Annotated in this window: 9 protein-coding genes; 3 read left to right on the forward strand and 6 right to left on the reverse strand. The window is 62.8% G+C overall.

Annotation, left to right across the window (positions count from 1 at the left end):
* Positions 1-112: 112 nt before the first annotated feature.
* Positions 113-373 carry a DUF2798 domain-containing protein gene (locus OO306_RS21660; protein ID WP_027595877.1) on the reverse strand — a complete coding sequence of 87 codons (261 nt, stop codon included), beginning with the start codon at positions 371-373 and terminating at the stop codon, positions 113-115.
* A 115-nt stretch (positions 374-488) separates the two neighbouring features.
* Between OO306_RS21660 and OO306_RS21665 the strand changes: the two genes are divergently transcribed.
* The gene (locus tag OO306_RS21665; RefSeq protein WP_252826981.1) at positions 489-1,418 is read left to right on the forward strand and encodes a LysR family transcriptional regulator; all 930 of its coding nucleotides are present in this window, start codon (positions 489-491) and stop codon (positions 1,416-1,418) included.
* A gap of 42 nt (positions 1,419-1,460) precedes the next feature.
* Here the strand turns inward: OO306_RS21665 and OO306_RS21670 are convergent, their stop codons facing one another.
* The 3 genes from OO306_RS21670 to OO306_RS21680 all read right to left on the reverse strand — a co-directional run bounded on the left by OO306_RS21670 (position 1,461) and on the right by OO306_RS21680 (position 3,829).
* Positions 1,461-2,726 carry an OmpP1/FadL family transporter gene (locus OO306_RS21670; RefSeq protein WP_265969882.1) on the reverse strand — a complete coding sequence of 422 codons (1,266 nt, stop codon included), beginning with the start codon at positions 2,724-2,726 and terminating at the stop codon, positions 1,461-1,463.
* 146 nt (positions 2,727-2,872) lie between these two features.
* Positions 2,873-3,355, reverse strand: a complete 483-nt coding sequence (locus tag OO306_RS21675) for a hypothetical protein (RefSeq protein ID WP_027595880.1) — start codon at positions 3,353-3,355, stop codon at positions 2,873-2,875.
* A gap of 249 nt (positions 3,356-3,604) precedes the next feature.
* The gene (locus OO306_RS21680) at positions 3,605-3,829 is read right to left on the reverse strand and encodes a hypothetical protein (RefSeq protein WP_027595881.1); all 225 of its coding nucleotides are present in this window, start codon (positions 3,827-3,829) and stop codon (positions 3,605-3,607) included.
* Positions 3,830-4,784: 955 nt separating this feature from the next.
* Between OO306_RS21680 and OO306_RS21685 the strand changes: the two genes are divergently transcribed.
* Both OO306_RS21685 and rmuC read left to right on the forward strand, forming a co-directional pair.
* On the forward strand, positions 4,785-5,204 hold the full coding sequence (locus tag OO306_RS21685; RefSeq protein WP_252826983.1) for a tetratricopeptide repeat protein: 420 nt from the start codon (positions 4,785-4,787) through the stop codon (positions 5,202-5,204).
* Positions 5,205-5,398: 194 nt separating this feature from the next.
* On the forward strand, positions 5,399-6,772 hold the full coding sequence (gene rmuC, locus OO306_RS21690) for a DNA recombination protein RmuC (protein WP_172960404.1): 1,374 nt from the start codon (positions 5,399-5,401) through the stop codon (positions 6,770-6,772).
* Here rmuC and OO306_RS21695 read toward each other — a convergent pair.
* Together OO306_RS21695 and OO306_RS21700 are read right to left on the reverse strand one after the other, a co-directional pair.
* Positions 6,744-10,220, reverse strand: a complete 3,477-nt coding sequence (locus tag OO306_RS21695; protein ID WP_265969883.1) for a hybrid sensor histidine kinase/response regulator — start codon at positions 10,218-10,220, stop codon at positions 6,744-6,746. The two genes, rmuC and OO306_RS21695, sit on opposite strands and share 29 nt — an antisense overlap.
* Positions 10,221-10,452: 232 nt before the next feature.
* Complete coding sequence (locus OO306_RS21700; RefSeq protein WP_265969884.1) at positions 10,453-11,631, reverse strand: MFS transporter; 1,179 nt, start codon at positions 11,629-11,631, stop codon at positions 10,453-10,455.
* Between the last annotated feature and the right edge of the window lie 107 nt (positions 11,632-11,738).

Genomic DNA, 11,738 nt, shown 5'->3' on the forward strand with positions numbered 1-11,738 from the left:
TTGTGCTGCGAAGAGGCCGGTGCAGGTAGCGACTATGTCAGTTACCTGTACCAGCCTCTTCGCAGCACAAGGCTGCTCCTACAAAGGATGTGGTGATTCAATGAGGGGGGCGTTAATGGGGGTGAACGGTAATCGCCACCAGCCGTAGCACCACCGGCCTGACCATCAGCACGCAGAGGAACGCCACCGGCATGGCCAGTTGGTAGGCCTTCAATACATTGCTCAGATACTGCGGGTTCACCCCGGCGTTGGCCGCAGTGATCACGAAGCACATCAATAACGCCATGATCGACGACATGTAGAAGGCGAACACGTACGGTGTGGCACTGGGGCGCAATTTGCGCCGGCTGCGCGTAGGGGACAGGTTGCTCATGCGAACTCCAGAAAGTTGAGTGGAGGCGCAGGTTAGCAATCGTCGGTGGCAGGGCTGTAGACCATCGTCATTGAGTTCTTTATAAAGAGATTTTTACGAATCCCAAGGGCTCGACATGGACTTGCTCAATGCCATCCGCAGCTTCATCAAGGTGGTCGAGGCCGGCAGTATTGCTGCCGGGGCGCGCAGCCTGGGGCTCAGCCCGGCGGCGGTGAGCCAGAACCTCGCACGCCTTGAAGCGCATCTGCAGGTGCGCTTGCTCACCCGCACCACGCGCAGCATGGCTTTGACCCCCGCCGGCACGCTTTACTACGAGCGGGTCAGGCAGGTGGACCGAGACCTTGCCCAGGCCGAACTGGCCGTCACAACCCCCGACAGCGAGCCCCAAGGCCGCCTATGCATTGCCTCGACCTCGGCCTTCGGTCGCCATGTGCTGGCGCCCTTGATCCCGGCATTCAGTGCCCGTTACCCCCAGCTTTCGATAGAGTTGGTAACGACTGATCGACGGGTCAACCATGCACGCGAGGACGTCGATGTCAGCCTGCGCATCGCCCCGCAGCTGGAGGACCACCTGCTGGCGAGGCACATTGCCCGTATTCCGTTCATCTGCTGCGCCTCTCCCGGTTACCTGGCAAGCGCCGGCGTGCCTGCCACGCCAGAGGCGTTGCGCGAGCACCGCTGCCTGGTGTTCCGCTACCCGGTCGACGGCCGCTTCCTGCGGTGGGGCTTCATGCGCGACGGGCTGCGTTTTGAAGCGGATTTCGGCACTGTGCTGATCAGTGACGATATCGACGCCCTGACGCAGATGGCCCTGCACGATGGCGGCATCACGCGGCTGGCTGAGTTCATCGTGCGGCCTTACCTGGCGTCCGGCGCGCTGGTGCCTGTGTTCGAATACAGCGACAACGGCCAGGCCTATGCCCAGACCGAGCCGATGGATATCTACCTGTGCCTGGCCGATCGTTTTGCCATGACCGCGAAGGTGCGCGCATTCATGGACTACCTGCATGAATGCCTGGGTGACAGCTGGAAGATCCAGGCATGAAAAAACCGCCACGAGGGCGGTTTTCCATACTGCGGGTGCGACTCAGAAGCGGTAGGTGAGGGATGCACCGACGCCGTGAGCGCTGTTTTCGTACTTGGCCTGGTAGCTGCCTTTGGTCGCGCTGACCTGGTTGACCTTGGTGTCCTCTTCCCACAGGTAGGAATACGCCACGTCGATGGTCATGTCTTCGCTTGGGCTCCAACCGGCACCCAGGCTGAACACCTTGCGATCGCCAGTCGGGATGCGCGGTGAACGGTCGTGGTTGTTGGTTGGCGACTGGTCGACTGTGAAGCCGGTACGCAGTACCCACTCCTTGTTGACCTTGTACGACGCGCCAATGGCGTGTGCCCAGGTGTCGTGCCAGTTCTGCTCTTCGGTGATGGTCTGGAACGCCGAACCTGCCAGCGGTGCCGGCACATCGTTCTGCACGGTGATGTCTTCCAGGCGGCTCCAACGGGTCCAGGTGCTGCCTGCGTACAGGGTCCACTGGTCGTCGAGTTCGTGGGTGACCGAAAGATCGACAGACTCAGGCGTCTTGATCTTCAGGGTGGCATCGAACTTGTTGCCGTTGAACGGCCCGATCAGCGGGGTGCTGACGCGGGTCTTGCCTTCGAGCTTGTAGTCGACCATCGAGTGGTAGGTCAGGCCGACGCGGGTGCTGTCGGTGGCCTGTACCAGGATACCGATGTTGTAGCCCACGGCGGTGTCATCGCCCTTGATCTTCACTTCGCCGTCGTTGCGGCCAGGGCTGAATGGGTTGATCAGGCTGGAGCCCAGTTCACCCTTGATGCGGTTGATGGTTGGACCGAAACCGATCGAAACCTTGTCGTTGAAGGCGTAGCTGACGGTTGGCTGGAAGGTCACCACTTCGACGTGGCTCTTTTTGCCCCAGTAGCGAGCAGCATCGTCGCTGCCGTAGTCGGTCACCAGGCCGAAGGGCACGTAGACGCCGAAACCGACGCTCCAGTGATCATCGATCGGCTTGACGTAGTAGCCCATCGGTACACCAACCAGAGGCACCATGTCACCATCGGTTTCCCCCCCGAGGTTGCTGCCAGGGCCCGAGATATCGGACTTGGCGATGACGGCGGCGCCGCCCACGGTGATCTGTTCGCGCTTGAGGCGGGACATGCCGGCTGGGTTGCCAAACACGGTGCTGGCATCTTCGGCAGAAGAAGAACGTCCCGCGAAACCTGTCCCCATGCTGCTGATGCTCTGTTCGTTCAGGGCAAAGCCGCTGGCGAGCAGTTGGCTGGAAGCAAGCGCAACGGCTACGCCGAGGGAGGTTTTGAGCATTACTTTTTTCATTATTAGAAACTCCTTGGGATCTCCGGGGCGAAAAGCTACCAACAAATTGCCCGCCGCGCTATAGCCTCAATCACAGGAGATAGAGCGGTTTTGTAGGACAATCCGACCAAAATTCCATTTTTTCCGGTAAAGCTGTAGGGCGTTTCCTAAGATGCCTGAGGCAATCTCTGATCTATGCAGGTATGCCAGGCGTGGGTGAAGTCGCGCAGGCGACCCTGAGGGTGGAAAACCTGGCGCCAGATTCGCGCCAGGCCCAGCAAGTCGTCAGCAGCAGGCAGGGGCGTGGCTTGCGCCTCGACCAGCATCCAGGCGATGGCGGTGGAATAGCGAAGGTTTACCGTGAGTTCCAGGTGGGGGCCGCCAAGAAAGGCGTGTTGGCTGGCGAGGCCGCGGACCAGGCTGGCGAGGTCAGGGTCGCGGGCGAGATACTCGTCCCAGAGCGCCTGGTGACGGGTTTCGCCGATGCGGTAGAGGCCGTGGCCACGCCGGTCGTGCAAGGCTGAGCCGAGGGCTGACTGGCTGGCGGCGATGCCCAGTAGCAATGCTTCGGCGCTAGGGCAGTGGCGGTCCAGGTAGACCAGGGTGGGTCGGATCACATACAGACACAATTCATTCGCCGCGATACCCATGATGCCCTCGAGCAAGTAAGGGCCGGACGGGCGCTGGAGCTTGGCAGCTGGTGAATGATCAGGCCCGCCGGAAGCGGTTAGCACCGCTCGAGTTGAAGTGTAGTGTGATAATCGTGGTGTAAAGAGCTGTTTTTAAATCGATTGCTGCCTGACGTTCGAGGCTATATGCCATGGGGCAATTACGCCAAGAACGATCAGGCAGGCTACCTGGGCAATGATTCAGCGCCCGAATGCCGCCGTATTCGCCGCTCACGCGGTGAGCGACTGACGGGTCCGGGCGATCACTGCCTGCAGGGGTTCCTTGCGGCTGTACTGTTCAGGGTACAGGCGTTCGGTGTGGCAGGCGACGCCGTGTTCGTCCACCAGGGTAAAGCTGAAGCTGCCCTTGCGAGGGGCAACGATAAGGCACTTCAACGGCGAGAAGGCCTGGGAAAGGGTGCCAATGGCAGCCTGAATGTGTGGATGAGTTTGCATATTATTGGAGGTTCCTGCTTTAAACACGGAGGGTATGATCCGTGCATGATAGAAACGTTCCAGTGACGCCTTTATTAAGGGACGAAACGAACCTGACTGGAACAAAGCAGCCAGAGAGAGCGCAATCAAATGTGGGCGCTTGGGCTGACTGGTAGGTACTTAAGAGGGCAGGCAGCACGCCGGGGCCAAGGTTCTAGGCCGTCGGGGTGGAATCCTGATCAATCTGCAAGGTGATTCGTGCTTGGGCAGCGTTTGGCTGGCGAGGGAATCATCGAGTGTGGCCGGTCCTGGTTTCAGCAATGCCTGCTTTTGGGAGAGCAGCGTTGCAAGGACGCTTCTGGCCAGAATTGACTTTCAGCTTGGTACTAACGAGGCGCACCTTACCGCAGATAAAATGCTTTGGCAAGTGTTTGTGCACCTGCCCAGGCTAGCCGAGCAGTATGGCGCTTCTTTCGCGGGCTGGGAAGGGGGGCAAAGGGCTGTCATTACCGAGGATGTGCTGTTTTTGTGCACCCAAATGAAGGCGTGAGGGGCAGTTGTTCACATTTGGCGCGCACGCTGTAACACACCCGCAACAGCCCTCTACAGCGTCGCCAATGCCTTGACTGGTGAGTTAAGTCAATGAAAAAAAACACTAATTTTAGCTGGTGAAAAAATCGTCAGTTTGACTGGAGGCCCCATTTCACGGGGGTTTAAGGGCCACCGAAGGGGGTTGTCCACCGAGTTATCCACAGGAACTGTGGATTGTCCAAAGCGCTTGCTCTAGGACGGGTGTGCCAGCAACCCAAGGAACTGTCGGACAATCTTCGGGCGCCGCTAGACCGGTTGGTCATCCACTCGAAAACGTCAAGAAAAGATCATCGAAATTTTTTTTCAATCCTCCAGAAATCGACAGGCCATGCCAGGAAAAATGGAGTAGAGTGGCGCGCCTTTCGAGTCACCTTGCCTGTTGCTCATGAAGTTTCGCGGTAAACACCTCGCCAACCCTGCTGACGCTTCGTCAGTGCCTCCACCCAAACGCTTCTCCCTGAAAGTGGCCCTGTGGTTGCTCGACAGCCCGCGCCTGGGTGACAAGCCTCAGGTCAAGCACTTGGCAGGCCGCTTGCTGAAACAGCCAGCGCGCCAGGGCGTGGTGGTGGCCCAGAGCCGGCTGGGGCAGATGCTGTGCCGTGATTGCGGCAATGCCCGGGACCGGCGTATCGGCCACGAGCTGCTGCGCCAGGCTGCCCGCGCCGGTGATCGCCGCGCACAGCTGGAATATGCCCGGCTGTGCCAGGCCAGCGAGCCGGACCAGGCCCGCTACTGGCTGGAGCTGGCCGCTGCGCAGGGCTCGCAGGAAGCGCGGCGGCTGCTGGGGCAGTGGTTTTCCGGTTGATGGTGACGCGTGAAAAGGCGCAAGGCCAGTTCCCAGGCTGATAAGCTGCGCAGCATTCATCATGTTCGATCGGGGTAACCATGACAGTGGATCTGGCCAGCATTCTGCTGGGCTTGGTGGCAGGTGCGTTGCCCTGCCTGGTGTGGGTCATGCAGGTGCAGCGTCGCCAGGGCGCCCGACAGGGTGAACAGGCCCTGCTCGAAGAGCGCCTTAACGCTGCCCAGTTGTCCCTGGCCGGGTTGCAGGCGCAACTGGACGCCAGCCGCGACGAAGTCAGCGACCTCAGCGAAGCCAACACCGTCAAGCAAGCCCAGCTGGCAGCCCAGGGCCGTGAGCTGGAGTTGCTGCAGATCGACCGCGACAATGCCCGCGATGCCGCCCACGCCTGGAGCCTCGAACGCGCCAACCGTGAAGCCGAGTTGCGCCGCCTGGAAGCCCAAGGCGCACGCCTGGAGGCGGAGCTGCGCGAGCAGCAGGAAAACCATCAACAACGCCTGGAAGACCTGCAAGAGGCCCGCGACACCTTGCGCGCCCAGTTCTCCGACCTGGCCACGAAAATCTTCGACGAGCGCGAGCAACGCTTTGCCCAGACCAGCCAGCAGCACCTGGGCCAACTGCTCGACCCGCTCAAGGACCGCATCCAGGCCTTTGAGAAGCGCGTCGAGGAAAGCTACCAGCAGGAGTCACGCGAGCGTTTCTCCCTGGGCAAGGAACTGGAGCGCTTGCAGCAGCTCAACCAGCGCCTGTCCGACGAAGCTACCAACCTCACCCAGGCCCTCAAGGGCCAGAAAACCCAAGGCAACTGGGGCGAGATGATCCTGGAGCGGGTACTGGAGCACGCGGGCCTGGAGAAGGGCCGCGAATACCAGACCCAGGTCAGCCTGAAGAGCGCCGATGGCGAGCGTTTCCAGCCCGATGTACTGATCATGTTGCCCGGCGACAAGCAGGTCGTGGTCGACGCCAAGGTCAGCCTCACGGCTTACCAGCAGTTTGTTGGCAGCAATGACGAGGCTGCGCTCAAGCAGCATGTGCAGTCGTTGCGCAGCCACGTCAAAGGCCTGTCGAGCAAGGACTACAACCGCTTAGAAGGCCTGCACAGCCTGGATTTCGTCCTGCTGTTCGTGCCCATCGAGGCCGCTTTTTCGGCGGCCTTGCAGGCCGAGCCCAACCTGTTCCAGGAAGCCTTCGACCGGCACATCGTGATTGTCAGCCCGACCACACTGCTGGCCACCCTGAGGGTGATCGACAGCTTGTGGAAGCAGGAACGCCAAGGCCAGAACGCCCGCGAGATCGCCGAGCGCGCCGGCTGGCTGTATGACAAGTTCGTGCTGTTCATCCAAGACCTGGACGAGCTAGGCAACCGCTTGCAGCAGGTGGACAAGGCCTACGCCGCAGCGCGCAACAAACTGTGCGAAGGGCGTGGCAACCTGGTCAGCCGCAGCGAGCAGCTCAAGCTCTTGGGTGCCCGTGCCAGCAAGAGCCTGCCGGCAGACTTGCTGGAGCGGGCGCTGTCCGATGAAGCCCTGCCGGACGAAGCGGTTACTGAACCAGGCTCAGATGCCGATTGAGCAGGGCGCGCAAGGCTGCCGGCTTGACCGGCTTGGCCAGGTAGTCCAGGCCTGAGGCATGCACCAGGGCGATGGTCTCTTTGCTGCCGTCGGCGCTGATCACCACCCCAGGCACCGGCTCGCCCAGCCGGGCGCGTAGCCAGCCCATCAGCTCGGTGCCGGTTTCGCCGTCGTCCAGGTGGTAGTCCACCAGCGCCAAGTGTGGGCGCATACCGTTGGCCAGCAAGGCCTCGCATTCGGCGCGGTTGCGGGCGGTCCAGACCTGGCAGCCCCAACGGCTGAGCAGGCTGTTCATGCCAATCAGGATGCTGTCTTCATTGTCGATGCACAGCACCTGCAGCCCGGCCAGCGGTTGGCCCGTCTGCTCCACCGGCGCGCTGGGCGCGGGCGCCGCCTGGCGGGCGATCGGGACGCTGACGCGGAACACCGTGCCCTTGCCGGGCCATGAGCGCACTTCCAGGCTATGGCCCAGTACCCGGCACAGGCCGTCGGCGATGGCCAGGCCCAGGCCCAGGCCTTTTTCGGCGCGGGTCTGGTGGCTGTCCAGGCGTTTGAACTCCTGGAAAATCTCTTGCAGCTTGTTGTCGGCGATCCCCGGGCCGCGGTCCCACACTTCCAGCCACAGGCGTTCGCCCTGGCGGCGAGCGCCCAGCAGAATCGGGCTTTTGCCATAGCGCAGGGCGTTGGTCAGGAAGTTCTGCAGCACGCGGCGCAGCAACTTCATGTCGCTGTCGACCCGCAGGCGGCTGCCGCGCAGGCGGAACTCCAGCCCTTTCTCGGCGGCCAGTACCTTGAACTCGGCGCCCAGGGTGTCGAACAGCTCGTTGAGGGCGAACGGCTTGGCGTCCGGGGTGATCTTGTTGTTCTCCAGGCGCGAGATGTCCAGCAGGTCGCTGATCAGCTCTTCGGCCGAGCGCAGCGAGCTGTCCATGTGCTGCACCAGTTGCTGGGCCTCCTCGTTCATGCCCTCGGCCTGTTGCGAGAGGGCGGCGGAGAACAGCCGCGCGGCGTTCAGCGGTTGCATCAGGTCGTGGCTGACCGCGGCCAGGAAGCGGGTCTTGGACTTGCTCACCGCCTCGGCCTGGCTCTTGGCTTCGGACAATGCCTGGTTGAGCTGCGACAGCTCATGGGTACGCTCCGCCACCCGCTGCTCCAGGCCCTCGTTGGCATCGCGCAGCGCCTGTTCGGCTTCGCGGAACGGGGTGATGTCGGTGAAGCTCATGACAAAGCCGCCACCGGGCATCGGGTTGCCGATCAGCTCGATGACCCGGCCGTTGGGGAACAGCCGTTCGGAGGAATGCGCGCGGCCTTGGCGCATCCAGTGCAGGCGCCGCGCCACGTGAACCTGCGCCTCGCCCGGGCCGCACAGGCCGCGCTCGGCGTTGTAGCGGATGATGTCGGCAATCGGCCGGCCAACGCTGATCAGCCCGTCGGGGTAGTTGAACAGCTCCAGGTAGCGGCGGTTCCAGGCCACCAGGTGCAGGTTCTGGTCGACCACGCTGATGCCCTGGTTGATGTTCTCGATAGCCCCTTGTAGCAGCGCGCGGTTGAACTGCAGCACTTCGCTGGCTTCGTCGGCGATACGCACCACGTCTTCAAGCTGCATGTCGCGGCCTTCGATGGCGGCCTTGACCACGGCTCGGGTCGACGAGGTGCCGAGCACCCCGGCGAGCAAGCGCTCGGTGTGCTCGATCCAGTCGCCGTCGGCGTTCTGGTTGGGGTTGAAGCCTTTGCCTTGGCGGTAGGCGAAGCGGATGAAGCTCTGCCGCGCACGTTCTTCGCCGACGAAGCGCGAGGCCAGGGTCAGCAGGTCATCGATCTGCACCGCCAGCAGCGGTTTGCTGCTAGGGCGGGCGCTGGTCTGCTGGCCGATGAAGCGGCCAGCCTGCCAGTGCTCTGACACTCGCGTGCGCGACAGCACCGACACCCAGGCAAACAAGGTGAAGTTACCCGCCAGCGACAGCACCACGCCTTGGGTCAGTGGGCTGATCGGCAGGTTCAGCGGGTTGCCATGCAGCCACGCCAGGCCCGGGAACAGCTCAAGCGACCAACCCACGCTATGGGCGGCAATCGGCAGCACCAGGGTGTAGAACCACAGGAAGATGCCGGCGGCGAGGCCGGCGAACACGCCGCGCCGGTTGGCTTGCTTCCAGTACAACGCGCCGAGCATGGCCGGGGTGAGCTGGGTCACGGCGGCGAAGGCGATCTGGCCGATGGTCGCCAGGCTCGCGGTCGAACCGAGCAGGCGATAGCTGACATAGGCCAGCAGCAGGATCACCACGATGGTCACCCGGCGTACCGAGAGCATCCAGTGGCGGAACGCTTCGAACGGGCGCTCGGCATTGTTGCGGCGCAGCAGCCAGGGCAGCAGCATGTCGTTGGAGACCATGGTCGACAGCGCCACGGCTTCGACGATGACCATGCCAGTGGCCGCCGAGGCGCCACCGATGAAGGCCAGCAGGGCCAGGCTCGGGTGGGCTTCGGCCAGGGGCAGGCTGATGACGAACGAGTCGGACATCACCGTGCCCGGCAGCAGCATCTGCCCGGCCAGGGCGATTGGCACCACGAACAGCGCAGCCAGCACCAGGTACATCGGGAACACCCAGCGGGCCAGGCGCATGTCCTGCGGTTCGATGTTCTCCACCACGGTGACATGGAACTGCCGTGGCAGGCAGATGATCGCCATCATGGCCACCGCGGTTTGCACCACCATCGACGGCCAGTTGATGGTCTCCTGCCAGTAGCTTTCCAGCTGGATCGACTGGCGCGCCTGGCTGAACAGGTCGTCAAAGCCGTTGTACAGGTTGAACACCACGAAGATGCCCACGGCCAGGAACGCCAACAGCTTGATCAACGACTCGAAGGCAATCGCCAGGACCATGCCGCGGTGGTGCTCGGTCACGTCCAGGCTGCGCGTGCCGAAGACGATGGCGAACAGTGCCAGCACCAGCGATACCACCAGCGCGGTGTCCTGCACGCGGGTGCCGGTGGCGTCGGCGTTGGCGCCGATCAGCAGGTTGACGCCCAGCACGATGCCTTTGAGCTGCAAGGCGATGTAGGGCAGCACGCCGACCAGGCAGATCAGCGCCACTACCACGGCCAGGGTCTGCGATTTGCCGTAGCGTGCGGCGATGAAGTCGGCGATCGAGGTGATGTTCTGCTGCTTGCTGATCAGCACCATCTTCTGCAGCACCCAAGGTGCGAAAATCAGCAGCAGTACCGGGCCCAGGTAAATCGGCAGGAACGCCCAGAGCTGTTCGGCAGCCTGGCCGACGGCACCGAAGAAGGTCCAGCTGGTGCAGTACACGGCCAGCGACAGGCTGTACACCCAGGCACGCAGCTTCGGCGGCAACGGTGTGCTGCGTCGGTCGCCGTAAAAGGCGATGGCGAACATGATGGCCATATAGGCCAGGGCGACCACGGCGATCAGCCCACTGGACAACGACATGAAAACTCCGGAGCAAAAAAGGTAACGCGGTCCCGATCAATCAGTCTGGCACGCAGGCGCAGGTTCGTCAGCGCCGACGATGGTCGCAGTGGCGAGTCGTCGCAGGGGTCGGCCTACACCTGTACTGGCCTCTTCGCGGGTAAACCCGCTCCCACAGGTACTGCGCAGCGCTCAAGCCGGTGGTGTTCCTGTGGGAGCGGGTTTACCCGCGAAGAGGCCGGTACAGGCAACATCAATACCTGCGGGTACCCCGCCAGTAAAACACCCCCGCCAGTATCACCGACAACACCAGCAGGTAGAAGATCGCCCCCGGCCACCAGTGCCCGAGGGCAAACCCGACCATCACCGGCCCCAGCGCCGCGCCCAGGTTGGACAGGTTCTGTGCACCGTAATACACCCCGCGCAGGTGCTCTGGGGCGATCAGGTCAATGAACATGTACTCGGCGGGTATCACGATGATTTCCCCCAGGGTGAACACCAGCATCGCCAGGCACCACATCGGCACCGTGCTTGCCCATGAAAACCCCAGCAGCCCGGCGATGAACAAGCCCATCCCGGCCAGTAGCCAAGGCATCAGGCGCTGGCGGCTGATACGCCGGCCGATCAGGTATTGCAGGGCAATCACCGTGATCGCGTTGGTGGTCACCAGGTAGCCGACCAGGCGCGCCGCCTCGCTTGGGGTGGTGGTCACCACCAGGTACTGCGACAAATAGGCCGTGAACTGGCCGAACACTACCGCGCTGAGCACCCCGCCCAAGGTGAAGCACACCAGCCGCCGGTCACGCGCCAAGCCCAGCGCGACTTGCGCGAACCCTGCAGCCGATTGCGCCGGGGCATCGCCCTGCAGGCTGCGGTCCCCCAGGCGCTGGTAGGCCAGGCCCATCCCCAGGCCAAGCAAGGCGGAGGCGATGAAGGGCAGGTGGTCATCCAGCTCCAGCATCGCGACGCCCAGCAAGGGGCCTGCGGCATAGCCGACGTTGCTCAAGGTGTATTTGATGGCGAACACCTCGGCCCGTTCGTCCACTGGCAGCAGCGCACAAAAGCATGCCTTGGCCGCGATGTCGACCACCGCCAGGGCGAGGTTGATCAGTACCAGGCACAGGAAGAACAGCGCGGCCGAGCGGCTGGCGATGGCGCCGATGAAGGCCAGCGCAAACACCAAGGTGCTGGCGATCACCACGGTATGGTTGCGCACGGTGTCCACCAGGTGGCCGCCGTACAGGCTGAGCAGCGAGGCGATGATCAGCGCGCCGCCGATCAGCAGGCCGATCTGGCTGACCGGCAGTTGGAAGTTATCGGCCAGGTACACCACCAGGTATGGCAGCGTCAGGGCGCGCGCCAGGGTCAGGGTGAAGGTGGTGGTGAGCAGCAGGCGTACGGCGGGTGGGTAGCGCTTGAGGGCGGCGAGCATTGCCACGTCCTTGTCACTGGGCAAGAGGCCAAGGATAGGTGGGCAGTGAGGGTTTGTCTCGCGCGTTTCCAGTCGGCAGGTCGTTCAGCGGCGCGAAGAGCCGCTGC

This window comes from Pseudomonas sp. DCB_AW, from assembly GCF_026240895.1.
Lineage (GTDB): Bacteria > Pseudomonadota > Gammaproteobacteria > Pseudomonadales > Pseudomonadaceae > Aquipseudomonas > Aquipseudomonas kermanshahensis.

Coding starts and splice junctions, on each gene's coding strand:
- OO306_RS21685 (WP_252826983.1), top strand. CDS start 4,785: ATGAAGTTTCGCGGTAAACACCTCGCCAACCCTGCTGACGCTTCGTCA.
- OO306_RS21700 (WP_265969884.1), bottom strand. CDS start 11,631: ATGCTCGCCGCCCTCAAGCGCTACCCACCCGCCGTACGCCTGCTGCTC.
- OO306_RS21680 (WP_027595881.1), bottom strand. CDS start 3,829: ATGCAAACTCATCCACACATTCAGGCTGCCATTGGCACCCTTTCCCAG.
- OO306_RS21675 (WP_027595880.1), bottom strand. CDS start 3,355: ATGGGTATCGCGGCGAATGAATTGTGTCTGTATGTGATCCGACCCACC.
- OO306_RS21670 (WP_265969882.1), bottom strand. CDS start 2,726: ATGAAAAAAGTAATGCTCAAAACCTCCCTCGGCGTAGCCGTTGCGCTT.
- OO306_RS21665 (WP_252826981.1), top strand. CDS start 489: ATGGACTTGCTCAATGCCATCCGCAGCTTCATCAAGGTGGTCGAGGCC.
- OO306_RS21695 (WP_265969883.1), bottom strand. CDS start 10,220: ATGTCGTTGTCCAGTGGGCTGATCGCCGTGGTCGCCCTGGCCTATATG.
- OO306_RS21660 (WP_027595877.1), bottom strand. CDS start 373: ATGAGCAACCTGTCCCCTACGCGCAGCCGGCGCAAATTGCGCCCCAGT.